The 23,818-nt window shown below is 66.6% G+C and carries 23 protein-coding genes; 12 read left to right on the top strand and 11 right to left on the bottom strand.

Features of this window, described 5'->3' with window-relative positions; translation table 11 throughout:
- Positions 1–11 precede the first annotated feature (11 nt).
- From IEX33_RS06430 to IEX33_RS06415, 4 genes are all read right to left on the bottom strand, one after another.
- Positions 12–1,304 (bottom strand): C-glycoside deglycosidase beta subunit domain-containing protein, encoded by a 1,293-nt coding sequence (locus IEX33_RS06430; RefSeq protein WP_188728694.1) that lies wholly within the window; start codon positions 1,302–1,304, stop codon positions 12–14.
- Positions 1,305–1,387: 83 nt separating this feature from the next.
- Positions 1,388–2,347 (bottom strand): carbohydrate kinase family protein, encoded by a 960-nt coding sequence (locus tag IEX33_RS06425; RefSeq protein WP_268238411.1) that lies wholly within the window; start codon positions 2,345–2,347, stop codon positions 1,388–1,390.
- A gap of 41 nt (positions 2,348–2,388) precedes the next feature.
- A complete protein-coding gene (locus IEX33_RS06420) occupies positions 2,389–2,964 on the bottom strand; it encodes a DUF1349 domain-containing protein (protein WP_188728690.1) in 576 nt (191 codons plus the stop codon).
- Between the two features lie 49 nt (positions 2,965–3,013).
- Positions 3,014–3,814 (bottom strand): alpha/beta hydrolase, encoded by an 801-nt coding sequence (locus IEX33_RS06415; RefSeq protein ID WP_188728687.1) that lies wholly within the window; start codon positions 3,812–3,814, stop codon positions 3,014–3,016.
- Positions 3,815–3,919: 105 nt separating this feature from the next.
- Between IEX33_RS06415 and IEX33_RS06410 the strand changes: the two genes are divergently transcribed.
- The 4 genes from IEX33_RS06410 to IEX33_RS06395 all read left to right on the top strand — a co-directional run bounded on the left by IEX33_RS06410 (position 3,920) and on the right by IEX33_RS06395 (position 7,721).
- A complete protein-coding gene (locus IEX33_RS06410) occupies positions 3,920–4,246 on the top strand; it encodes a GYD domain-containing protein (protein WP_174179750.1) in 327 nt (108 codons plus the stop codon).
- A gap of 85 nt (positions 4,247–4,331) precedes the next feature.
- Positions 4,332–5,912 (top strand): succinic semialdehyde dehydrogenase, encoded by a 1,581-nt coding sequence (locus IEX33_RS06405; protein WP_188728685.1) that lies wholly within the window; start codon positions 4,332–4,334, stop codon positions 5,910–5,912.
- Positions 5,912–6,763 (top strand): SDR family oxidoreductase, encoded by an 852-nt coding sequence (locus tag IEX33_RS06400; RefSeq protein WP_188728683.1) that lies wholly within the window; start codon positions 5,912–5,914, stop codon positions 6,761–6,763. Before IEX33_RS06405 ends, IEX33_RS06400 begins: the two co-directional genes overlap by 1 nt.
- Before the next feature lie 121 nt (positions 6,764–6,884).
- Complete coding sequence (locus tag IEX33_RS06395) at positions 6,885–7,721, top strand: alpha/beta fold hydrolase (RefSeq protein WP_188728681.1); 837 nt, start codon at positions 6,885–6,887, stop codon at positions 7,719–7,721.
- Positions 7,722–7,825: 104 nt separating this feature from the next.
- Here the strand turns inward: IEX33_RS06395 and IEX33_RS06390 are convergent, their stop codons facing one another.
- The 4 genes from IEX33_RS06390 to IEX33_RS06375 form a co-directional block, all read right to left on the bottom strand.
- A complete protein-coding gene (locus IEX33_RS06390; RefSeq protein WP_188728679.1) occupies positions 7,826–8,791 on the bottom strand; it encodes a ribokinase in 966 nt (321 codons plus the stop codon).
- Positions 8,788–10,215 (bottom strand): uridine transporter UriT, encoded by a 1,428-nt coding sequence (gene uriT, locus IEX33_RS06385; protein WP_188728677.1) that lies wholly within the window; start codon positions 10,213–10,215, stop codon positions 8,788–8,790. Before uriT ends, IEX33_RS06390 begins: the two co-directional genes overlap by 4 nt.
- A complete protein-coding gene (uriH, locus tag IEX33_RS06380) occupies positions 10,216–11,280 on the bottom strand; it encodes a uridine-preferring nucleoside hydrolase UriH (RefSeq protein ID WP_188728675.1) in 1,065 nt (354 codons plus the stop codon).
- A 176-nt stretch (positions 11,281–11,456) separates the two neighbouring features.
- Positions 11,457–11,675 (bottom strand): hypothetical protein, encoded by a 219-nt coding sequence (locus tag IEX33_RS06375; protein WP_188728673.1) that lies wholly within the window; start codon positions 11,673–11,675, stop codon positions 11,457–11,459.
- 176 nt (positions 11,676–11,851) lie between these two features.
- On the opposite strand from IEX33_RS06375, the gene IEX33_RS06370 reads away from it, so the two are divergent.
- The 3 genes from IEX33_RS06370 to IEX33_RS06360 all read left to right on the top strand — a co-directional run bounded on the left by IEX33_RS06370 (position 11,852) and on the right by IEX33_RS06360 (position 14,576).
- Entirely contained in the window at positions 11,852–12,898 is a 1,047-nt protein-coding gene (locus tag IEX33_RS06370) for a LacI family DNA-binding transcriptional regulator (protein ID WP_188728670.1), read from the top strand.
- 49 nt (positions 12,899–12,947) lie between these two features.
- Complete coding sequence (locus tag IEX33_RS06365) at positions 12,948–14,054, top strand: GTP pyrophosphokinase (RefSeq protein ID WP_188728668.1); 1,107 nt, start codon at positions 12,948–12,950, stop codon at positions 14,052–14,054.
- A gap of 276 nt (positions 14,055–14,330) precedes the next feature.
- The gene (locus IEX33_RS06360) at positions 14,331–14,576 is read left to right on the top strand and encodes a hypothetical protein (protein WP_229675258.1); all 246 of its coding nucleotides are present in this window, start codon (positions 14,331–14,333) and stop codon (positions 14,574–14,576) included.
- 1 nt (position 14,577) lies between these two features.
- Here the strand turns inward: IEX33_RS06360 and IEX33_RS06355 are convergent, their stop codons facing one another.
- From IEX33_RS06355 to IEX33_RS06345, 3 genes are all read right to left on the bottom strand, one after another.
- The gene (locus IEX33_RS06355; protein WP_188728666.1) at positions 14,578–15,762 is read right to left on the bottom strand and encodes a fumarylacetoacetate hydrolase family protein; all 1,185 of its coding nucleotides are present in this window, start codon (positions 15,760–15,762) and stop codon (positions 14,578–14,580) included.
- A 17-nt stretch (positions 15,763–15,779) separates the two neighbouring features.
- Positions 15,780–16,967 carry a mandelate racemase/muconate lactonizing enzyme family protein gene (locus IEX33_RS06350; protein ID WP_188728665.1) on the bottom strand — a complete coding sequence of 396 codons (1,188 nt, stop codon included), beginning with the start codon at positions 16,965–16,967 and terminating at the stop codon, positions 15,780–15,782.
- A 101-nt stretch (positions 16,968–17,068) separates the two neighbouring features.
- Positions 17,069–18,112 (bottom strand): LacI family DNA-binding transcriptional regulator, encoded by a 1,044-nt coding sequence (locus IEX33_RS06345; RefSeq protein WP_188728663.1) that lies wholly within the window; start codon positions 18,110–18,112, stop codon positions 17,069–17,071.
- A 233-nt stretch (positions 18,113–18,345) separates the two neighbouring features.
- Between IEX33_RS06345 and IEX33_RS06340 the strand changes: the two genes are divergently transcribed.
- From IEX33_RS06340 to IEX33_RS06320, 5 genes are read left to right on the top strand one after another with little or no spacing between them, the layout of a single operon-like run.
- Positions 18,346–19,674, top strand: coding sequence for an extracellular solute-binding protein (locus tag IEX33_RS06340; protein WP_188728661.1), 1,329 nt, complete (start codon positions 18,346–18,348; stop codon positions 19,672–19,674).
- On the top strand, positions 19,671–20,618 hold the full coding sequence (locus IEX33_RS06335; RefSeq protein ID WP_188728658.1) for a carbohydrate ABC transporter permease: 948 nt from the start codon (positions 19,671–19,673) through the stop codon (positions 20,616–20,618). Before IEX33_RS06340 ends, IEX33_RS06335 begins: the two co-directional genes overlap by 4 nt.
- Before the next feature lies 1 nt (position 20,619).
- Positions 20,620–21,525, top strand: coding sequence for a carbohydrate ABC transporter permease (locus tag IEX33_RS06330; RefSeq protein ID WP_104185828.1), 906 nt, complete (start codon positions 20,620–20,622; stop codon positions 21,523–21,525).
- A 30-nt stretch (positions 21,526–21,555) separates the two neighbouring features.
- A complete protein-coding gene (locus IEX33_RS06325) occupies positions 21,556–22,746 on the top strand; it encodes a Gfo/Idh/MocA family protein (RefSeq protein WP_188728656.1) in 1,191 nt (396 codons plus the stop codon).
- 34 nt (positions 22,747–22,780) lie between these two features.
- The gene (locus IEX33_RS06320; protein ID WP_188728654.1) at positions 22,781–23,785 is read left to right on the top strand and encodes a sugar phosphate isomerase/epimerase family protein; all 1,005 of its coding nucleotides are present in this window, start codon (positions 22,781–22,783) and stop codon (positions 23,783–23,785) included.
- The last annotated feature ends 33 nt before the right edge of the window (positions 23,786–23,818 follow it).

Raw genomic sequence — 23,818 nt, 5'->3', positions numbered from 1 at the left:
AGGAGTGGAATTCAGGGAAGTTCCGCGGTGATCCTGCGGATCAGTGCGTGCTGGCGGCGGACCTGTTCGGTGGCCCGCCAGGGCGTGCGTTCGCCCTCGTATTCGCTGGACAGATAACCGGTGTAGCCCGAGTCCTTGAGCACCTTGAGCACGGGCAGCCAGGGAATCTGCTGGTCCTCCAGCTGCTCGTTGATGTCGTGGAATTTCGCCTGGACGAACACCACGTACTGCGCGATGTCCTTGAAATCTGCGGGGTCGACGCCGATGCCGTCCAGGAAGGCGGGCCGGGTTTCACGGGTCTCGCCTTCGCGGAGCGGGATGGGCCGGTCCTGGAAAATCCCGGTGTCGATGAGCAGGCCGAAGTTTTTGGTTCCGGTCCGCTCGATGAGGCCGATGTAGTCATCAACCACCGGATGTTTGATGGGTGTGGGCGAATGGATTTCAGGGCAGATGATGATCCCGAGCTCATGGGCCAGGTCCAGGGAACGCTCCACGGATTCGGTCCAGATGGGGTCCGGCACCAGGTCGCTGGATACGACGCCGATCTTGGGGCGGACGAAACCGAAGCCCAGCCGGCGGGCAAGCCTGAGGTCCCGCTGCAGCGCTTCGGCTCCTTCGGTAACGGTCATGCTCCGGCCCGGGTGCAGCCGGGTGTCGATCCAGGAGCCGTAGTTCGTGGGCTCCAGGGAGTACTTCTCGAGCAAGCCGAACCAGGTGTCGAGCCAGGCAGGAGACGGTTCCGGATAGTTGGGGATGTGCCCCTCGCCGAGGATTTCGACGCCCGTTGCCCCCACGTCGGCTATGGAGGCCAACGCAGTTTCCAGGTCCATCACGGTGCCGTAGTCGCCCATGTAGCTGTAGAGGGAAACGCCGTAGCGGAAGGTGCCCTCACCGTTTTCCGGGGCCAGCGTCACCGCGCGGCTGACGCGGTGGATGGTGGGCTGGTGTTCGACCGGAATGTAGGACATCCGCAGCCGCAGCTCAATGGTGATCTCGTGGACGCCCTGGGGCAGGCCGCCGTCGAACGGTACGGTGACTACCGCCGCATCCTCAAGGGGCCAGCGCACGCCCTCGCTGTCCCAGAGCTGCTGGAGGGTGTAGGTCTGCCCTCCGAAGGTCCACAGCGGAACGTCCGGGCCGACGTCGACCATGCTGCCCACGCGGACTGCGATGCCGTCGATGAGGGACGCCGCCATGCCGCGGTACGAAGGCATCCGGACCCGGAACTGGAAGCCGGTCACGCGCCCGCCCTCGGTGACGTTGCGGAAGCCGACGGACTGGATGAGGTCTCTTTCGAGAAGCATCATTGCTCACTCTCTCTAGGTGCGAGACCAGACTAACAGCTTTATGTCTGTTTCGTACCTAAGTGAGCTACTTCTCAGCAGAACTACTGGACCGCGTCCAGCTCCGCTCGCGTGGGCGGGTTGGCGCCGGGCCGGGAGACCGTCACCGCGGCGGCCCGGGCAGCGTGGGCCAGGAGCTCGCCCAGCCCCTCGGCCGGCAGCTCGCGCAGGTCCTTCCGGTTCTGCGCGCCGTCCAGGCCGCGGTCCACCAGGCCGGACAGCAGCGCCGCCATAAACGAATCACCCGCACCCACGGTGTCCGCCACCTCAACCCGGGGTGCCGGCACTTTTGCTTCACCGGCATGGCACACTCCCCAGGGCCCTTCGGCGCCCCGCGTGACCACCACCACCGCGGGCCCTTCGGATCCGCCCAGCGACAACCAGCGCCGTGCGGCATCCAGCACGTCCATGTCCGGGTACAACCAGGCGAGATCCTCATCGGAGGCCTTGACCACGTCAGCCAGGGTCACGAACTTTTCCGTGTGCCGGCGCGCGTAGTCCACGTCGGTGATGATGCTTGGCCGGCAGTTGGGGTCGAAGCTGATGGTGGCGTGCGGGTGGGCGTATTCGACGGCGGCCAGCACGTCCGTCGCGCCGGGCGCCAGCATGGTGGCGATGGAACCGGTGTGCAGCAGCGTGGTTCCCTGCAGCATGAAGGCAAGCCTGTCGGCGATGCCGGGAAGCTCCCAGGTGAGGTCGAACGTGTAGGTGGCAGCGCCGTCGTCGTCAATCAGGGCGGTGGCCACGCTGGTGGGCAGGTCATCGGGGCCCATTGGAACCATGACGGAGCTGGCGCGCAGGTGCGCCGCGACGGAATCGCCGTAGGCGTCACGGCCGTACCGGCCGATGAACTGCACCGGGTGGTCAAGGCGGGCCAGGCCCACCGCCACGTTCAGCGGGCTGCCGCCCACGTGGGCTTCAATACCCGAGGCGCGCTGGACAACGTCAACAAGGCCTTCGCCAATAACAGTGAGCATGGTCATACTCTGCCAGAAAGAGGGCAGCCAACGGCGGTCCGTGACGACGTCCGGACCGGCAGGCGGGGTCAGTGCAGGGCGGCGTCGGGTTCCGTGGTCCGCCAGGCATGGAAGGGCACGGTCAGCCCCGCCCTGGTGGGGGCACACACGAAGGGCCCGGCGTGGGCATCCGCGGCGGGATCGAGCGGGACTACCCGGACCAACCGCAAAGGCCCGTCGGCGGCGCTTGCCCGGATGGTGAGCGCGTCACCGGCGCGGCTAATCCTGATGAGCACCCGCATCCCCCTCCAGTCCGGAACGGGAGCCAGGGACCAGTCAGACACGCCGTCGGTGACCACCGCTCCGAGCTGGCAGGCGCCGTCGGCAAACTCGACGCCGGCCTTGACCCACTTCTCGGCAGAAAGGCGCACGAAGATCCCGGCCTGGTCGAACTGCTCGGAAAAGTCAGCGGTAAATTCCACTTCCACCGCGGAATCCGGCGGAAAAGGCGCCAGGAGGGCGTGCTCACTGTCGTGGATAAAGCCGTACGAGGTGGTTCGCCAGGCGTCGCTGCCTTCCTTGGCGGTGACCAGCAGATCCGTGCCGTGCTCGACGGCGGAAACGGGCGGGTGGGTCCAGGTACCGTGCGGCCAGGGAATGTCCATGGCCGTCACTGTACTTCAGGACAACTGCGGGCTCGGCACGCCGAGCGCCTCACCGCAGCAGCTCCTGCACAAGTCCGCGGCACTTTCTGTAGGCCTGGGACCCTGGATCGATCAGCGCAAAGTGGTCCCCGGGCACCGTGACCAGCCGCGCAGGCACTGGTCCGGACCTGCCCGCCTCCACGTAGGAGGTGGACATGGCCAACGGCACGTCCTCGTCCTCCGTGGCGTGGACGGCGAAGACGGGAACATCCAGCGGGAGCGCGGCCATGGGGTCCGCGTACCGGTACCGGCCGGGGAATTCCGACGACGGCCCGCCAAGGAAGTTGGCCACGGCACCATCGCTGAGGTTTAGCTTTTCCGCTTCCGCCAGGTCCAGGACGCCGGACTGGCTCACCACCCCGGTGAGGCGGACGCCGTCGTCCTTCGCGTTCATCTCCCGGTGCTCCGCTTCCAGCCCCAGGTGGGGCAGCCGGCCGCGGCCTGCCGCCCACACGGCGAGGTGCCCGCCGGCGGAGTGGCCCAGCGCCACCACCTTGGCCAGGTCCAGGACATGGGGACCGGCCAACTCCTGCAGTGTGTCAACGCCCGCCAGGATGTCCCGGAACGTATGCGGCCAGCCGCCGCCGTTCCCTGCCCGGCGGTACTCCAGGTTCCAGGCCGCCATTCCGTGCGTGGCGAGGTCCACAGCCAGCGGCTCCCCCAACTCCGCCCCGTACTTTGACCGCCAGTAGCCTCCATGGATCACCACCGCCACACCCCGGTGGGCACCGCCGCCGGGCAGGTCAGGGAGAAACAGCTCGCCCCACTGGCTGGGGTCTTCACCGTAGTAATGCCTATGCCGCTGCACCATGTGCCGAGCGTACCGCCAGCCAATGACAAAGCCCGTTGCCGTGCCATCAGCGCACTGCCATTCTGAGTGAATCCGCACTCCAGAACTCAATGAAGGGACAGGAAAATGCCTCTGTATTTGTCAAGGTTCAGCTACACACCGGAGACCTGGGGCCGGCTGATCAACAACCCCGAAGACCGGCGGAAAGCCGCGCAGGCGTACATCGAATCGGTAGGGGGAAAGCTGCACGGATTCTGGTATGCCTTCGGCAGCCATGACGGCTACAACCTGTGGGAAGCCCCGGACAACGTCTCCATGGCAGCGGTGGCACTGGCCATCAGCGGAGGCGGCGCGCTGAGCACGTTTGAAACCACAGTGCTGATGAGTGTGGAGGACACCATGGAAGCCCTGCAGAAAGCCGGTGAGATCAAGTACCGGCCTCCCGGCGCCTGAACTCACGGGTGCCGCGGCGCTGCCGGACCCATGTCTGCTTCTGCGGCTAGGCTCGGAAATTACATTGCCGCCAAAGGGGACCACAATGACCAGCACCACCGAGCCGGGGACCACACCGGCAGCTACCGGCCACAGGCTTGCAGCGCCTGCGAATCTTTATCACCTGCCGGACCTGGTGACCTGCGGACCGGGCCGGCCCACGCAGGACTCCCATTCCCCGCTGGACGGCAGCACGGTGGGCGCCGTCCCCGTCTGCACGCCGGATGACGTGGCGGCCGCCGTCGAAAGTGCCCGGGCAGCCCAGCGCGAGTGGGCCGCTGTTCCCCTCCGCGAGCGCCGCGCCGTCGTCGGCCGGTTCCACGCGCTGCTGCTCCAGCGGGAGGCGGGGATCCTGGACCTGGTCCAGGCGGAGAGCGGCAAGTCGCGGCTCAATGCCTTCGAGGAGCTCGCGGACGCCGCCCTGACCGCCGCCTACTACCGGCGCACGGCCGGACGCTTCCTCCGCCCCGCCCGCCGCACCGGAGCGGCGCCGGGCCTGACCCGGACCGTGGAGTACCGGCTCCCCAAAGGCGTGGTGGGCATCATCAGCCCGTGGAACTACCCGCTGACCCTTGCCGTCTCGGATGCGATCCCCGCCCTGCTGGCTGGCAACGCCTGCGTCCTCAAGCCGGATTCCCAGACCCCGTTCACGGCACTGCTCGCCCTGGAGCTGCTGCGGGAAGCCGGGCTTCCCCGGGACCTGTTCCAGATCGTGACCGGTGAAGGGCCGACGCTGGGCCCGGCACTGATCAGCGGCGTGGACTTCCTCATGTTCACGGGCTCCTCCGGGACCGGGAAGATCGTGGCACAGCAGTGCGCCGAACGGCTGATCGGCTTCTCGGGTGAGCTGGGCGGGAAGAACGCCACCCTGGTCCTCGCCGATGCCGTTCTCGACAAGGCGGCCAGGGGTGCGGCGCAGGGCTGCTTCTCCAACTCCGGACAGCTGTGCATCAGCATGGAACGCATCTACGTCCACCGCGCCGTCTTCGAGGACTTCCTGGCAACTTTCACTGCGCATGTGGAAGGGATCCGTTTGGGGTCCGGGCCGGGCTGGGACATCGACATGGGCTCGCTCACGGGCCAACGGCAGCTGGACCGGGTCAGCGCGCATGTAGAGGACGCCCGGGCGAAGGGCGCCCGCGTGATCACGGGCGGGCGGCCCCGGCCGGACCTCGGCCCGTACTTCTACGAGCCCACCATCCTCACCGGCGTCACCGGGGAGATGGTGGTTGCGCGGGAGGAGACGTTCGGGCCCGTGGTGGCGGTCTACCAGGTGGAGGACAACGACGAAGCTGTGGCCCTGGCCAACGACTCCCACTATGGACTCAACGCCAGCGTCTGGTCCGCGCGGCACGGCCAGGACGTAGCGCGGCGCCTACTCGCCGGGACGGTCAACATTAACGACGGCTACTCCGCCGCGTGGGCGTCCCACGATGCCCCCATGGGCGGGATGAAGGATTCCGGTGTGGGGCGGCGCCACGGGAAGGAAGGCATCCTCAAGTACACGGAAGCCCAAACGGTGGCCCAGCAGCGGCTGGTTCCCGTGGGGCCGCCGCCCGGCATGGCCAACCAGCGGTACACCAGGATGGTCAAGGGCGCGCTCATGCTGATGGGACGGCTGCGCTGATGGCCGGCGGGACGCCGCTCTCCGGCAGCACCGTGCTCATCACCGGTGGCGGCAGCGGGCTGGGCCGCCGCATGGCTTTGGCGGCGGCCCGGCGGGGTGCGCGGGTGGTCATCTGGGACGTCTCGGCCAACGGCGGCAGGGAGGTCCGCGATGAAATCCGCAGCGCCGGCGGCCTGGCGGAAGCGCAGACCGTGAACGTTGCGGACAGGGAGGCCGTGCAGGCGGCGGCCACCGTTGCCGGTCCGGTGGACGTGCTGATCAACAATGCAGGCGTGGTCACGGGCAGGCTGCTTTTGGACGCTGCCGACGAGGATATTGAGCGGACCTTCAACGTCAATGTCCTGGCACTGTACTGGGTGACGCGCGCATTCCTCCCCGGCATGGCTGCCCGCCGCTGCGGCACGGTAGTGACAGTTGCCAGCGCCGCCGGGCTGGTGGGCGTCGCGCGGCAGACCGATTATTCAGCCAGCAAGTTTGCGGCGTTCGGCTTCAACGAGTCACTGCGCGCCGAGCTGCGGGCGGGCAGGACCGGCGTCAACACGCTGGTGGTCTGCCCCTATTACATCGATACGGGCATGTTCGACGGCGTGCGGACCCGGTTCCCGCGCCTGCTTCCCATCCTCAAAGAGGAGGCCGTGGCGGCCAAGGTGCTGGACGCCGTCGAAAGCGGGCGGCAGAAGCTGGTCCTCCCGCCGTTAGTGAACCTGGTCCCGGCAGCCCGGCTGCTTCCGGTCGCCGCCTTCGACCGGCTCATGGACGTGCTGGGCATCAACCGGACCATGGACCGTTTCACCGGGCGCCCCGCCGAAGTTCCGGGGGCACCCGGCATCAAGCACGACGGCGGCCCCTGACCGGCCGGGGTCCACGGAAGCCACCGCAGTAAACCACGACCCATCCGAAAGACAGCCTGCTGACGAATGAGTTAACGTTCGGCCACGGACGCCGATCCCATCTCACAGTCGGAGGCTCTTCATGACAGAAGTTACTGCCCATCACGGCCTGTTCAAGGACACCAACCTGCACGTCGACGACACGGGCGGCACGGGCCGGCCTGTGGTCCTCATCCATGGGTGGCCCCTGTCCGGGGAATCCTTCGCCACCCAGGTTCCGGCACTGCAGGCTGCCGGCTACAGGGTCATCACCTACGACCGGCGAGGCTTCGGGCGCAGCGACAAGCCCCACGGCGGCTACACGTATGACACCCTCACGGAGGACCTGAACGCCCTCCTCGAGGCACTGGACCTTAACGACACGACGCTCGTGGGGTTCTCCATGGGCGGCGGCGAGGTAGCCCGCTACTTCACCAAGTTCGGTTCCGACCGGGTGCGCAGCGTTGTTTTCGCCGCGGCCGTCCCCCCGTACATGATGCAGGGCGAAGACAACCCGGAGGGGCCCCTCACCAAGGAAGCAGCAGCCGAAATGACCGCCGGCCTGAGCAAGGATGAAGAGTCCTTCTACGACGATTTCACCCGCCAGTTCTTCTCCGTCAACGGCGAGCTGAAGGTCACCGAGCAGCAGCGGCAGGATGCCCTCCGGCTGTGCAAGCAGGCTGACAAGAAAGCCGCCCTGGCCTGCATGGAGGCCTTCGGTACCACCGACTTCCGCGGCGACCTGCCCAACGTCACCGTCCCGGCGCTCGTTCTCCATGGCGACGGGGACGGCACCGTGCCCCTCGAAGGATCCGGCGCCCGGACCCATGCAGCACTGCCCAGCAGCGACCTGCACGTCCTCCGTGACGCCCCGCACGGCTGCAATGTGAGCCACCCCGATGAGTTCAACCAGGCGCTCCTGACCTTCCTGGCCAAGTAGGGGACCGGCTGCAAAACGGGAGAGGGTGGGGAGGCCGCAGCGGCATCCCCACCCTCTCCGTGTTTCCTGGCGTCGCGCACCACGGCGGCGCCTGACGTTACTCCCTAGGCCCGCAGCACCCGCTGCACATCAGCCGCCTCCGGGTACGCGGCCTGCGTTCCCTTCCGCGTGGTGGCCAGGGCCGCAGCCACGGACGCATAGGCAGCCGCTCCGGCGAGCGCGTCCCCGGCGGCCAGCCGGACGGCAACGGCACCGGTGAAGGCGTCACCCGCCCCTGTGGTATCCACGGCCTTGACCGTAGTGGGCGCAATACGGACCACCCGGGAACCCTCGGGAGCAACCGAGTCCAGCACCACCGAGCCCTGCGAACCGAGCGTCACCAGCACCTGCCGGATCCCCCGCTCCGCAAAGCGCAGGCGCACCCGGTCCCACTCGGAATCAGCAGCACCGGGGTCCGGGGCCGCGGCACCGTCGCCCAGGAACAGCGCGGCCTCATGCGCGTTGACCAGCAGGACATCGGTGAGGGCGGTCAGCTCCTCCGGCACCTCGCCGTACGGCGAGAGATTGAGCAGGACTGTTGCGCCGGCGTCGTGCCCTGCCTGTGCCGCGGCGAGCACCGTCTCCATGCCCACCTCCAGGCAAAGGCAGACGACGGCGGCCTGCTCCAGGACGTCCGAGGCCTCCGCCACGTCCGCCGGGGACAGGGTGCCGTTGGCGCCTGCCGAGATGATGATGTTGTTCTCGCCGCCGGCATCCACCGCGATGACCGCCACGCCCGTGGGCTCGGACGCTGTGCGGACGTGCCCGACGTCCACCCCGGCGCGGGCGGCGGAGGAGAGCAGCATGGCGCCGTTGGGGTCCTCCCCCACCGCGCCCACCAGGCTGACGCTCCCGCCCAGCCGGCTCGCGGCAACTGCCTGGTTGGCGCTCTTCCCGCCCGGGTTCACCGCGAAGCCGTTGCCGTGCACTGTCTCGCCGGGGAGTGGAAGGCGTTCGCAGTAGATGGTGAGGTCGGCATTCAATGAGCCGACGACGACGATCCGGCCTGCCTGGTCGACGGCGGCGTTCACTCCGCCACCTCGGCTTCAACCGGCTTGGGGATCAGGAGCGAGGCGGCGAACGCTGCGATGGTGAGCGCGAGGCCGACCACCACGACGGTCAGGTAGGACGCCTTTGCATCGCCGAGGGCCGCCGTCGCCACCAGGACGGCGGGCAGCACCAGGAAGCTGAGGCCTGCGCCCAGGTTGAAGGCGCCAGCGTTCATGCCCGGCAGGAAGCCCGGGTTGCCGGCGGGTGAAAGGACAACACCGAGTCCGTTGAGCATGATGTTGACCGTACCGGCGTACGTGATGCCCAGCAACACCGTGCCGGCGATCATCAGGGGCAGGCTGTCCAGGCCGAAGAACGCGATGATGGCCAGCGCCGCGATGCTGCCCAGGAGGCCGATCCGCAGCACCTTGGTGTAGCCGAGCACCGGTGCGAGCCTGCCGCTGAGTGGCCCCACCGCCCAGCCGAGAAGGGCATACGGCGTGAGGATGATGAGCGACATTTCGGTGGGTCCGATGCCGAAACCGGGGTCGGCGGCCTGGACGTAGGCGGGGACGATGCCGTTGATGACGGCGAAGATGCCGGTCATGGTCAGCGTGGTGGTGAGCAGCGGCGCCCAGGTGGAGCGCTGGCGCAGGTGCACGGTCTCAACCATTGGCTGGCTGGCCCGCTTTTCGGTCCGCCAGAACAGGTAGAACGCGGCGGCGGACACCAGCACCAGCGTGAGGCTCAGCATCAGGGTGCCGGAGGAGAAGGCGCCCACCAGCTTGGCGCCTTCGTTCAGGGCGGTGAGCAGCGCGCCCACGGCGACGACAATGAAGAACACACCCTGCCAGTCCATCCGGGTGCCGGCGGCCGGCTTGCTTTCACCGGCCAGGAACGCGATCAGCGCGGTGGCAGCCAGGGCCAGCACCACCATGAGCCAGAAGATGCTGCGGAAGCCGAAGTTCTCGGCGAAGTAGCCGCCCACAAAGGAGTCCACACCGGCCACGCCGCCGTTGACGGCCGTGATCAGGCCCATGAGGGTGCCGTATTTGCGGGGGTTGCTGACCGCGGAGCGCAGCATGATGAGGCAGAGCGGAACGGTGGGGCCGCTGACGCCTTGGATGATGCGGCCCACGAAGAGCCAGGTGACGTCCGGGGCGAGGGCTGCGATGACGGACCCCACGGCCATCAGGAGCATCATGCCCACGAGGATCTTCTTGCGGCCCACGATGTCGCTCAGGCGGGGCAGGAACAGGGAAAACAGGGCGGCCGCGGTGAAGAACCACGTCTGGGAGAGGCCGATGACGGCCTGGTCCGTGTTGAGCTCCTCGCCCATGGTCACCAGGGCGGGACTGAGCATGGAGGCGTTGAGCTGGAAGGCGACGCAGGCTGCCAGCAGGGCGACCATCAGGGCGGTGACGTTGCCCTTGGCGGTCCGGGTTTCGAGGACGGTGGCGGTCATTTACTTGACCCCTCCCGCCGCGAGGGAGGCACTTTCGCCGCGTACGACGTCGGCCGTGTTCTGTGTGGTGCGCGCGGCACCGGTGAGCGGATCACCGATGGTGACGAGGGCCTCGGTGACCAGGTTCCAGAACTTGTCGTGGTCCAGGTCCACGGCGACGCTGGTGTGGCAGTCGGCCGGTGCGGGGGCGCGGAAGTCCGCCACCGTCATGCCGAGCGTCAGCTTGCCCTGCAGCTCAATGTCCACCGGCACCTTGCGGGTGGTGACGATGCTGGGGTCGATCACATAGGCCACGGCGCAGGGGTCGTGGACCGGCGGGTGGTCGAAGCCCTGGGCGTCCTTGTAGGTGTGGGCGAAGAAGTCCATCAGTTCGGTGACGAATTTTGCGGGCCTGGTGCCGATCGCAGCAATTTTTTCCACGACGTCCGGGGTGGCGAGCGCCTGGTGGGTCAGGTCCAGGCCCACCATCACCACCGGCCACTTTTCGTTGAAGACGATGTGCGCGGCCTCGGGGTCGATGATGATGTTGAACTCCGCCACGGCGCTCCAGTTGCCCACGTGGTAGCCGCCGCCCATGAGGACAACTTCCTTCACGCGTTCCACGATGCGCGGTTCCTTGCGGGCGGCGAGGGCGATGTTGGTCAGGCCGGCGGTGGGCACCAGGGTGACGGTGCCGGGCTCGTGCGCCATGACGGTATCGATGATGAGGTCCACCGCGTGGCGGGGGTCCAGGTCAATGTCCGACGGCGGAAGTTCCGGGCCGTCCATGCCGCTGTCCCCGTGGATGTCCGGGGCGGTTTCGATGCTGCGCACCAGGGGGCGTCCGCAGCCGGCGGCGAAGGGCACACCGGTGATGCCGGCGATGGTGCCGACGGCCAGGGCGTTGCGGGTGACCTTTTCCAGGGTCTGGTTTCCCACCACTGTTGTGACGGCCAGCAGGTCGATGTCCGGGTTGCCGTGGGCGAGCAGCAGCGCCACAGCGTCGTCATGCCCGGGGTCGCAGTCAAGAATGATCTTTTTGCGGCCGGAAGATTGCCGGCCAAGGGAAGGGGCAGTGGGTTCCACGATGATCTCCACGTCGTTGGGGCCCGCAGGTGCGCGGGGAGCTGAAGCGTTCAGGAGAGATCATGGCAGTGTTGCGTGGCGCACGTCAAACGCTTGACGTAAACGCAGGTCAAGCGCTTGATGCCATCGCCTGCCTGAAGGGGTGCAGGATGGCGTGGCGTGTGTGCGGGGCCGGGCTAGTGGCGCTTTTCCCTGCCGGGGTGCCCGGCTTCCGGGTGGGCCTGGGCCTCGTGCTGTTCGTACCTTTGGCGGGCTTCCTGGAGGTGCTGTTCAAGCTTCTCCTCCGCCTCCCGCCGGCGCTGCCCAATGGTCCGGATCTCCTGGGTGGTCGGCGCAACGTGGGCGTGCTGGCGGGGGCCAAGGTCCCGCGCTGTTGCATGGCTGGTATCGCTCATACGGGCATCGTCCCACCAGAGCCCCCGGTCCGGAAGGCCTGCATGACTCCCATCTTTCGGGGGGCCGGGGATCGCCCATTTTCCTGTCCGGCGGCCGCCTCCGCGGCGCGGGATTGCCGTGCCATGTGTGGCCGTGGAGGACAGCCTGCGGGTCCGCTGCCCACTACGATCGAGGTATGGAATCCGCGGAACAGCTGCAGCAGCCCGCGCGTTCGCGGCGGATCACGGCGGCGATGGTGGCCGCCCGGGCAGGGGTTTCCACGGCCACGGTCTCGCTAGTGGCCAACGGCAAGACCGCCGGCCGGGTCTCCGAGGACAACATTTCCAGGGTCCGGGAGGCAATTGCCGAGCTTGGCTACGTGGTGGACGGCATCGGCAGTTCGCTGGCCAAGGGCGTGAGCTCGATCGTGATCCTGGTGGCGCCGGATATCTCCAACCCGTTCTTCGCCAAGGTGATCGCCGGGGTGCGGGAGTCCCTGGGCCCGCAGTACCAGCTGCTGCTGTCCGTCACGGAGGCCGGCGAGTCCCCCCGGGCCGACGACGTCCGGCGGCTCATGTCCCTGCGTCCGGCAGGGCTCCTGGTGGACGCACCCAGCGCAGGCTTCCTCGAGGACCTCGCGTCGCCGTCGCCCGTTGTGCTGCTGGACGCGCCCGGGCTGGAGGCCTACGCGCCGTCGGTGAACCTGGACGTGGCAAGCGGTGCGCGGGAACTCGCGGCGCACCTTGCGGACGCCGGTCACCGCGAGGCGGCGTACGTGGACAGCGTCACGGGCACGGAAACCTTTGCGCTCCGCCGGAAAGCTTTCCTGGAGGAGGCGGCCGCCCGCGGCATCACCGTCGGGGCGGACCGCATGATCAGCACCACCATCGACGTCGGCACGGCGGCGTCAGCCTTCGCCGCCGCCTGGCCGGGGTGGCAGCGGGAGGGGGTGACCGCCGTTGTCTGCGGCACCGACACGCACGCCTACGGTGTGCTGCAGGAGGCCCGCGTGGCCGGCGTGCGGATTCCGGAGGAGCTGGCGGTGGCCGGCTTCGACGACCTCCCCTATTCGGCCACGAGCAATCCAGGCCTCACCAGCGTCCACCTGCCCGCCACCCCCCTGGGCCTGAAGGCCGGAGAGCAGCTGCGCCGCCTCATGGAAGGCGAGGTGCTCGAACAGGCCGGGGTCACGCTGGAGAGTTCACTGGTGGTGCGCGGATCCACCGCCGCGGCGGAACGCTGAGGGCGCCCGGCGCCACCGTTCTGTCAGTGCCCGGCCGTAAGCTGGAACCATGCCGAGTCATTGGGACAGCCTGGACGCGAGCCTGCGCGAATCCGTGGAGCAGAACGTGGAGATCTACGAGCGCGTCCGCCCTGCCCTGAAACTGGTCACCCGGGACGTCCTGCTGACCCTGCGGGACATGCTGAAGGACTCCGAGGTCACCCCGCTGTTCGTCACCGGACGCACCAAAACGGTGGAATCGTTCAAGGAGAAGATTTCACGGATCGAGGAACCCCTGGAACCGGGCGGGCCGCCGGTCCTGAAGTTCCCGGACCCGTTCCGGACGCTCAATGACATGGTGGGGATCCGGGTGATCACCAAGCTCCCGGCCGAGAATGCGGTGGTGGCCAACATCATCAAGCACCAGCGCCAGCTCTTCGACTGCCGCGGGGACCGGGAAAAGGACATCGGCTCCATCGAATCCGGCACCTACGGGTATTCCAGCCGGCACCTGATCCTGCGGACCATCCAGAATGAGGCCGTCAAGGAGTACCAGCAGGTTTTCAACCCGGACGCCGTACCCAACGGCAGCTACTTCTTTGAGTGCCAGATCCGGACGATCTTTGCCCACGCGTGGAGCGAGATCGAGCATGACATCCGGTTCAAGGCCGAGGACCCGCGCGCGTGGACCCCGCATTTCGACCGGCAGTTCACCGCCACGGCCGCCATGCTGGAGACGGTGGAGACAGCTTTTGCAGACCTCCACGAGCGCTACGAGGAAGTCCGCAGTTTCTGGGATGCCGACGGCGAGGGCGCCGCGCCGCTGACCCCCAACCGTATCCGGGACGTCTGGCGGACGCTGCTCCCCCACGTGGACCGCAAGGTGGACGACGACTGGGGCTGGGCCGCTGAACTCCTGGCCGCCCACGGCCTCAACCAGACCATGCAGCTGGCCGGACTGCTCAGCGCCATCCGCATCACCGAAGTCCGGAAAGCCCTGGACCACCGCTACTCCCCCGGTCCCGACCGGCTGCTCGACGACCTGCTGCTGTGGCAGTACGGCACCAAACACATCGACCTCACCGCGGAAGCGTCCGACGCCGTCCCGCACCCGCGGCGCGACAGCCTGATGCGGCGGCTGCGGCAGATCGAGCGGTACCGGCTCACCAAGAAATAGGGTTCCAGGTCTGCCGTTGCCCGGTGATTGCCCCGTGAGTTCCGCCACCTTATTTTGATGCACTCAAAATAAGCCGTAACGTTGATGGCAGGCCACCGAAGCCCTATCCGGGCTGTATGCGGGTGAACAGTTCCCCGAGCGCCAACGCGCCGGCTCCCCGCGCTGCATCGAACCCCACCCCCATTGCCCCCTGCGGACACCCGCAAGGCTGACGCACATGGGAACGGCAGGGACCCGGATGGCAGCCGCCCAATCCTCACGCATCAGGAGAACACCATGACCCAGATCCTCGAACGCCCAGTGACCATCGAAGCAGCCCCCTCCGCCGTGATCGGGACACCCCGGGGCGGCAGCTATGTCACCCTGCCCGGCCACCTGGAAGACTTCCGCCGCACCGAGGCAGGCTATGTTTCACTGCCCGGTGGTGGCTCTGGGGACGGGACCAAAGCCCAGGGCAGCTACGTGACACTGCACTCTGCACCCCTGGGCGCGACCGAAGTCAGCTACACGCGCCGCGGCTAAATCATCCGCTTGACGCCGGAGCCCCCATCTCCAGCTGAGACAGGTAGCTGAACAAGGCCGTAATCCCAAAGGTCCAGGGATCCATGTCTTCGGTCCTGCCTGTCCGGTTGATGAGCGCCCCGAGGTGGGGGCTGCTGATGGTGACGACGTCCCCGGGCTTGTGAGTGAAGCCGAGCCCTTCAGCATCGCGGTCCTGGGTGGGGGCGAACAGCGTTCCCGTGAAGAGAGCAAAACCATCGGGGTACTGGTGGTGGCTGCCCCTGGCCGCAGCGATGAGCTCCTCAAAGGGGCGGCTGATGCGGGCCAGGCTGTTGCGGCCTTCCAGGCGATATCCGTCTGCGCCCTCCACGGTGAGGGTGATTTCCTCGGTCCGCAGGGAGTTTAGCGTAAAGTCCCGATGGAAAAGCCGGATGAGCGGGCCGATGGCACAGGACGCGTTGTTGTCCTTTGCCATGCCGAGGAGGAGTGCGCTGCGGCCCTCGACATCCCGGAGGTTGACGTCGTTTCCCAAGGTTGCCCCCCGGACCTTTCCACCGGAATCGACAATGAGGACCAGCTCCGGCTCGGGGTTGTTCCATGACGAAAAGCTGGGGATGCCGACGCCAGAGCCAAAGCCAACGGAGGACATCACCGGAGCTTTGGTGAACACTTCCGGGTCCGGACCCAGCCCAACCTCAAGGTACTGTGACCACATCCCCTGTGCGGACAACAGTTTCTTGACCTCTTGCGCCTCTCCAGACCCTGGCCGCAGTGTGTCCAGGCTTCCCCCGAGAACACCGGTGACGGTCTTGCGGACTTCTGCGGCGCGTCGAGAATCGCCGGCGCACCGCTCTTCGATCACGCGCTCAACCATGCTCTCCACAAATGTCACTCCGCAGGCTTTGACAACCTGGAGGTCGATCGGGGACAGCAAATGGGGCCGGTTCCGGTTCCCGTCCAGGGAGGATTCCACCAGTTCGGCAAGGTTCCAGCGGGGTTCGTGTGAGGCTTGCAGGACGAGTTCCGCAGCGTCTTCGTGATCCATGAGTTCGGCCACAGTGCGGACCCCTGGGACCAGGTCGAAAACCTCTTCGCCCCGGACGCGGACTACTCTGGGTCCTTGCGTGACCGGATCCCACACGCGGCCGACGAGGATCGCAGCCGCGGGGTCGGCCGGCAGGACGTGCTGTGGAGCCATGCTTGTCATGTTCAGTCCCCGGTGGCTCAGATAGCGGGCATGCTGTCGAGGTTGAAGTAGGAGCGGGCGTCCGGCGGCCTGATATCTGCGACTGCGTCAGTGAAGATGCGCATGGGATGCGGTGTGTACGGGTGCTCGGCAATCGCGTCGAAGTCGAGTTCGATGCCCAGGCCCACGCCCTCGGGAATGAGGATGTCCCCGTCCTCGGTCAACTGGAGGCGTTCGTTTGAGATCTCGCTCCGCCACGGCACGTCCGAGGCCATGATTTCCAGATACCGGAAGTTGGGCAGCATCGCTCCAAGTTGCAGGGTAGCCGCGGTGCTGAGTGGTCCGCTGGGGTTGTGCGGCGCGAATGGGATGTAGTGGGCCGCGGCGAGCGTGGAGATGAACGAGAGCTCCAGGAAGCCGCCGGCATGGGTGACATCGGGCTGGACATAGTCCACGGCATTTCGTGAGAGGGCGGGCACGAAGGTGTTGCGTCCGAACCAGCGCTCACCGGCGGCGATCGGGACCGGCGATTTTGAGCGGATCTCTACGAGGGAATCGATCCCGTCCGGCGGGCATGGTTCCTCAAAGAAGACCGGTTGGAACTGCTCGATCTCGCGGGCAACCCGGATTGCCGTGGGGACATCGAACCGGCCGTGTCCCTCAATGAACAGCTCGACGTCATCGCCTACAGCCTCCCGGACCGCGGCGACGGGCTCGAGCATACGCCGCAGGTCCCGCGGCTGGAGGGTGAGGTCAGCGGCTTCGAACGGATCCCATTTGAGTCCGCGGAAGCCCTGCGCAACGGTCTGCACGGCGGCGTCGGCGAAATCCCCAGGTGACTTGGCTCCCGAGAACCAGCCGTTGGCATAGGCGCGGACCCTGTCGCGCACCTGGCCACCAAGCATGCGGTGGACAGGCACGCCCAGAGCGCGGGCGGAGACATCCCACATAGCCATTTCGAGGGCGCTGAGGGCTGTCATCGACACAGGACCCCCGCGCCAATAGGCATCGCGGTTGAGCTCGTAGATGGTTTGTGAGATCCGGGTAGGGTCCTTGCCGCGGACGGCGTCCGCGAGAACTGCGACGGCGCCGCGGACCGCGTGTTCCTGGCCCTCCAGGGTTGCCTCAGCGATGCCGGTGAGCCCCTCGTCGGTGCTCAATCTGACAAAGATAAGGTTCGTCCGGTAGAAGTCGACGACGACTGTGTCGAGGTTGGTGATTTTCATAGGTGGAATGTCATCCCTTAACAGTGCCCGCGGTCATACCGCTGACGACATATCGTTGTGCGAAAAGGTAGAAGGCGACGGCGGGCAGCGTGAAGGGGACCTCAGTCCGCGGGAGGCGCCGTGGAATCGCGGACAATCAGATGCGTGGCGAGCTCCACACGGTGCGAATCCAGGACCTCCCCACGCGCCTGGCGCAGCACAGACCGGAACGCTGCGCGCCCCATCTCCTCCAGCGGCTGGGCTACGGAGCTCAACGAGGGCACCGACTCCTCGCCCTGGTTCGTTCCGTCGAAACCGATAAGGCTGAGGTCCTCGGGAACCCGGATACCGTGCCGGCCCGCTTCCCCAAGAATGCCCAGGGCGATGGTGTCGCTGGCGGCGAAGATCGCGGTCGGAAGCTTGTCCAGCTCGAGCAGCGCCTGCAGGCCCTTAACGCCGCCCTCCCGCCGGAACCTGCCGCCGGAGCAGATGTACTGCGGGTCCACCGGTACGCCGTGGGCCATGAGCGCGGCCATGTAGCCGTGCAGCCGCGCCTGGTTGCACTCGGCCTTCTCGATGCCGCCGATGTACGCGATGCGGCGGTGCCCCAGTTCAAGCAGGTGCTCCGTGGCCGCCTTGCCGCCGGCCCAGTTGGTGGCCCCGATGCTGACCACGTCAGCGGAAGGCGGGTTCAGCGGGTCGATGACGACGACGGGAATCTGGCGGCGCCGGAAAGGGTGCAGCTGCGTTTCGCTGAAGGCTGAGGTCACCACGATCATTCCGGCCCTGCCCTCGTCCACCATGCGCTGTGCGCGGCGCTCCGGGCTGCGCCGGCCATGGCTTGCGGGGCCGGTGACGCTGACGAGAATCTCGACGTCGGCATCGGCCGCGGACTGCAGCACGCCGTTAAGCACCTGGATGGTGTACGCGGAATCGAGGACATCGATGACCACCTCCACCACCGTGCCGGTCTCACCGGCGGAACGGCGCTGCAGCGGGGACTGGTACCCGGCCTGCTCAAGCACGGCCAATACGCGGGCCCGGGTTTCCGGCGACACATCCTCGCGGCCGTTCACCACCTTCGAGACAGTGGGCGCGGAAACCCCGGCCTGCTGGGCAACGGAGGCAAGCGTCGGCTTGGCCCGTTCCGGGATCTTCGTTGCCATCTGGTGAGACCTTTCGAAAAGTTTCGTTGACTCATTGTTCAGATTTCCGTGAACGCGGTCAAGAGGCAGGAGAATGGCCTTGACAAGAGGCCAATAGATTAGGCCTTGACCTTTGCTACTCCTGACCTTTAGTTTAGACCGTGACCTAAATCACGTAGTCGAAATATTTCGAAACCGTTGGTGGAGCTCACGCCCCAAACATTTGCAACGAAGCAATTTCAGATGGAGAAGCAATGAAGCAATCCCAGACCTCCCGCCGGTCATTCCTCGCCCTTGCTGCCCTCACCCCCTTCGCCGCCATGACGGCCACTGCCTGTGGGACATCGGGACCGGGTTCCTCCAGCAGCGGCGGGGGCGCCAGCATGTGGTACCTCTCCGGCGAACCCAACCAGACCACCATGCAGAAGGCCGTGGACGCCTTCACCGCGGCGAACCCGGACGACAAACTCGCCGTCACGTACTTCCAGAACGACGCCTACAAGACCAAGATCAAGACCGCCATCGGCGCCGGCCAGGCACCCACCATCATCTACGGCTGGGGCGGCGGCACCCTGAAGACCTACGCCGAGGCCAGCCAGGTGGACGACCTGACGGGCTGGTTCGACGAGAACCCGGACCTGAAGGACAAGTTCTTCCCGGCGTCGTTCGGTGCAGCCACGGTCGACGGAAAGATCTACGCACTGCCCAACCAGTACGTCGCCCCGATCGTCCTGTTCTACAACAAGGAACTGTTCGAACAGGCGGGCGTCCAGCCGCCCAAGACCTGGGATGACGTCATGTCCCTGGTCAAGACCTTTAACGACATGGGCGTTGCACCCTTCTCCCTCGGCGGGCAGTCCCGCTGGACCTCCATGATGTGGCTGGAATACATCCTGGACCGCATCGGCGGCGCCGAGGTCTTCACTGCCATCTTCGAAGGCAAGCCCAACTCCTGGATGGATCCCGCCGTTATCGAGACCGGAACCAAGATCCAGGAGCTCGTCTCTGCAGATGGGTTCATCAAGGGCTTCTCCTCCATCGCGGCAGACTCCAATGCGGACCAGGCCCTGCTGTTCACGGGCAAGGCGGCCATGATGCTGCACGGCTCCTGGACCTACGGCGCAATGAAAAAGGGCGGCCAGAACTTCGTCCAGGACGGAAAGCTGGGGTTCGTCCAGTTCCCAACCATTGCCGGCGGCAAGGGCGATCCGAAGAACGGCGTGGGAAACCCCGCCCAGTACATGTCGATCTCCTCCAAGGCCACCGACGCGGAAAAGGAGACGGCGAAGAAGTTCTTCAAGGAAGGCATCCTGACCGAGACGGTCATCGATACCTACATCAATTCCGGCTCCGTCCCGATCGTCAACGGCATCGAGGACAAGCTCAACACCTCTGAAGACAAGGACTTCCTGAACTTTGTCTATGACCTGGCCAAGAACGCCCCCAACTTCCAGCAGTCGTGGGACCAGGCCCTCAGCCCCACCGCAGCCGAAGCCCTGCTCAACAACATCGACCAGCTGTTCCTGAAGTCGATCACCCCGCAGCAGTTCGCCGAGAACATGAATGCAACCCTGGGCAAATGAGTAACGCCGCCTCCACCACCCGTAAGCCGGCCGCCCGGGCCGCCCGCCCCAAGGGCGACCCGGGCCACAGCGGACAACGCAACACCGCCCTCGCCTGGCTGACAGTGCCCGCACTGTTCTTCTTCCTGGCGTTCGCCGTGGTGCCGCTGGCCGGTGTCCTCATCCTGAGCTTCGCCAGCTGGGACGGCATCGGCGCCATCGGGTCGGCAGGGCTGGGCAACTGGTTCTCCGTGCTCGCGGACCCCGGGCTGTACAACGCACTGGGGCTGACCTTCCTGATCATGATCGCCTCCTGGCTGGTCCAGACGCCCATCAGCCTCCTTTTGGGTGTCTTCACCGCGGGAAGCCAGCGCTACCGGGCTGCCCTGGCCGTGCTGTACTTCCTGCCGCTGCTGCTTTCATCGGCAGCGGTCGCCATCGCCTTCAAAGCCTTGCTGGACCCGAACTTCGGCCTGGCCACCGGGCTGGGACTCCCCTTCCTGGCGCAGGACTGGCTGGGTGTCCCCCACCTGGCCCTTGGGTTGGTCATCTTCGTGATCGCCTGGCAGTTCGTGCCGTTCCACACGCTCATCTACCAGGGCGGGGTGCGGCAGATCCCCAGGTCCCTCTACGAAGCAGCGGAAATCGACGGGGCGGGAACCATCAAGCAGTTCTTCCACATCACCCTCCCCCAGCTGAAGTACACCATCATCACCTCCTCCACCCTGATGGTGGTGGGGTCCCTGACGTACTTCGACCTGATCTTCGTCCTCACCGGCGGCGGCCCGGGCAACTCCACCCGGATCCTGGCACTGGACATGTACCTGCGGGGCTTCCGGGCCAACCTCATGGGCCCTGCCAGCGTCATCGCAGTCATTCTCGTACTCATCGGCCTTGCACTCGCCTTGTTCCTCCAGCGCCTTGGAGGCAAGGACAAGCAGGGCAGCCAATTGGAAGGTATGTAGGGTGAGCACAGTCCTGAAAAGCAGCACCGAGGAAGTTCCCGCCGGCCCCCGGACCAACGCCGCCGCCCCAAAGCGGGGGCTGGGATCCCGGATGCGGAAGCTGAACGTCCCGGCAGGCCTGGGCGGCTGGATCTGGCTGGCCATCATCATCATCCCGGTGTACTACGTGGTGATCACCAGCCTGAAGACCCAGGAAGGGTACTTCGGCCAGAATCCGCTGGCGCTTCCCACCTCCCCGACGCTGGAAAACTACCAGATGGTCCTCGAGGCGGATTTCGCGCAGTACTTCATGAACAGCACCATCGTCACTCTCGGTGCCGTCATCCCCACGGTCCTGATCTCGTTCATGGCCGCCTTCGCGATTGTCCGGGGCAAGGGCAGGTTCCTGAAACTGGTCAATGGCATGTTCCTGATGGGACTGGCCATTCCGCTGCAGGCCACGATCATCCCGATCTACCTGATGATCATCCGCCTGAACCTGTACGACAGCCTGCTGGCACTCATGCTTCCCTCCATTGCCTTTGCCATCCCGCTGACCGTACTGATCCTGTCCAACTTCATCCGCGACGTGCCGAATGAACTGTTCGAATCGATGCGGCTGGACGGCTGCAGCGAGTGGCAGACCATGTGGCGGCTTGCCCTGCCGCTGACCCGCCCCGCCATCGTGACGGTCGCCATCTACAACGGCCTGCATGTCTGGAACGGCTTCCTGCTCCCGCTGGTCCTCACGCAGAGCCCGGGCCTGCGCGTCCTGCCCCTGGCGTTGTGGACCTTCCAGGGCGAATACAGCGTCAACATCCCGGCCGTGCTTGCCTCGGTGGTGCTCAGCACCCTGCCCATCCTGGTGCTCTACGTCGTGGGCCGCCGGCAGCTGCTCAGCGGCCTCACCGCCGGCTTCAGCAAGTAACACCCTGGAACTTCACGAAAGGACAGACACATGACCCCCGCACAGCCCCTTCGCGTCGGCATGGTGGGTTACGCCTTCATGGGCGCAGCACACTCCCACGCCTGGCGCACCGCACCACGGTTTTTCGACCTGCCGCTGCAGCCGCAGCTGACCGCCGTCGCGGGCCGGAATGCCGATGCCGCCAGGGCAGCAGCGGACAAGCTGGGCTGGGACTCGGTGGAGACGGACTGGCGCCGCCTGATCGAGCGGGACGACATCGACCTGATCGATATCTGCACACCCGGCGACACCCACGCCGAGATCGCCATCGCAGCCCTCGAGGCAGGCAAACACGTGCTGTGCGAGAAGCCGCTGGCGAACTCGGTGGAGGAAGCCGAGCGGATGACCCTCGCTGCCGAGACCGCCGCCAAGCAGGGAGTCATGTCCATGTGCGGCTTCAGCTACCGCCGCACCCCGGCACTGGCGCTGGCCAAGCGGTTCGTGGAGCAGGGCCGGCTGGGAGAGATCCGCCACATTCGGGCGCAGTACCTGCAGGACTGGCTCTCCGACGCCAACGCCCCGATGACCTGGCGGCTGGACAAGAGCAAGTCCGGGTCCGGGTCCCTCGGCGACATCGGTGCGCACAGCATCGACGCCGCCCAGTGGGTGGCCGGGCAGAGCGTCACCGGCGTTTCGGCACTGCTCGAAACGTTTGTCCCGGAACGCCCGCTGGCCGGGGACCTCGTGGGCCTGGGCGGCCACGGCGACCTCAGCGGCGATGCGCCCCGCGGGAAGGTCACCGTGGATGACGCCGCCATCTTCAGTGCAAAGTTCGACGGCGGTGCCTCCGCAGGCGCGATCGGCGTCTTTGAAGCCACGCGGTACGCGCTGGGCCGGAAGAACGCCATGCGTTTGGAACTAAACGGCACCAAAGGCTCCCTCGCCTTCGATTTCGAGGACATGAACGTCCTGTCCTTCTACGATGCGGCGGAGTCCCCGGACGCCGGCTTCCGGAAAATCTTCGTCACCGAACCCGAGCACCCGTACGTCGGCAACTGGTGGCCCACCGGCCACGGCCTGGGCTACGAGCACGGCTTCACCCACCAGGTGGTGGACCTGGTCACCGCAATCGGTGAGGGCCGCCAGCCGGAGCCGTCCTTCGCGGACGCCCTGCAGGTCCAGCGGGTCCTGGCCGCCGTGGAGGCCAGCGCCGCCAATTCCAGCCAGTGGCAGAAGGTCTAGGACCGTGAACACGGGAACAGGAGAAGAAACAGCCATGACACGACCAATCACGCTCTTTACGGGCCAGTGGGCCGACCTGCCCTTCGAGGAGGTGGCCCGGCTCGCCGGCGAGTGGGGCTTCGACGGCCTCGAGATCGCCTGCTGGGGCGACCACCTGGACCCCCGCCGGGCCGCGGAGGACGACAACTACCTCCAGGGCAGGCTGGACATCCTCGAGAAGAACCACCTGAAGGTCTTCGCCATCGCCAACCACCTCACCGGCCAGGCCGTATGTGATGACCCCATCGACGAACGCCACCAGGGCATCCTGTCCCCGGAAATCTGGGGCGACGGGGACCCCGAAGGTGTGCGCCGCCGGGCCGCGGAGTCCATGAACGACACAGCACGGGCCGCCGCGCGCCTGGGCGTCAAAACAGTAACAGGCTTCACCGGCTCGTCCATCTGGAAGGCGGTGGCCATGTTCCCGCCCGCCTCCGAGGCAATGATCGACGCCGGCTACCAGGACTTCGCGGACCGCTGGAACCCCATCCTGGACGTCTTCGACGAGGTAGGCGTCCGTTTCGCCCTGGAGGTCCACCCGTCCGAGATCGCCTACGACTACTGGACCGCCAAGCGCACCCTGGAGGCGATCGGGCACCGCAAGAGCTTCGGCCTGAACTTCGACCCGTCCCACTTCATCTGGCAGGACCTGGATCCGGTGATGTTCCTCCAGGACTTCGCGGACCACATCCTGCACGTGCACGTCAAGGAATCAGTCCGCCAGCTCGATGGCCGCAACGGGCGCCTCGGCTCCCACCTGGCCTGGGCGGACCCCCGGCGCGGCTGGGACTTCGTCACCGCCGGGCACGGGGACGTCCAGTGGAACCGGATCTTCCGTACCCTGAACGCCATCGGCTACACCGGGCCCACCAGCATCGAGTGGGAGGACGCCGGCATGGACCGGCTCGTCGGCGCACCGCAGGCGCTGGCCATGGTCAAGGAACTCGCCCAAATCGCCCCGCCGGCAGCAGCTTTCGACGCCGCCTTCTCCAGCCGCTGACCCAGACCTTCCGGCCCAGACTTTCCGGCCCAG

This window comes from Pseudarthrobacter scleromae (genome assembly GCF_014644515.1).
Lineage (GTDB): Bacteria > Actinomycetota > Actinomycetes > Actinomycetales > Micrococcaceae > Arthrobacter > Arthrobacter scleromae.
This window is presented reverse-complemented; position numbering and strand designations above follow the sequence as displayed.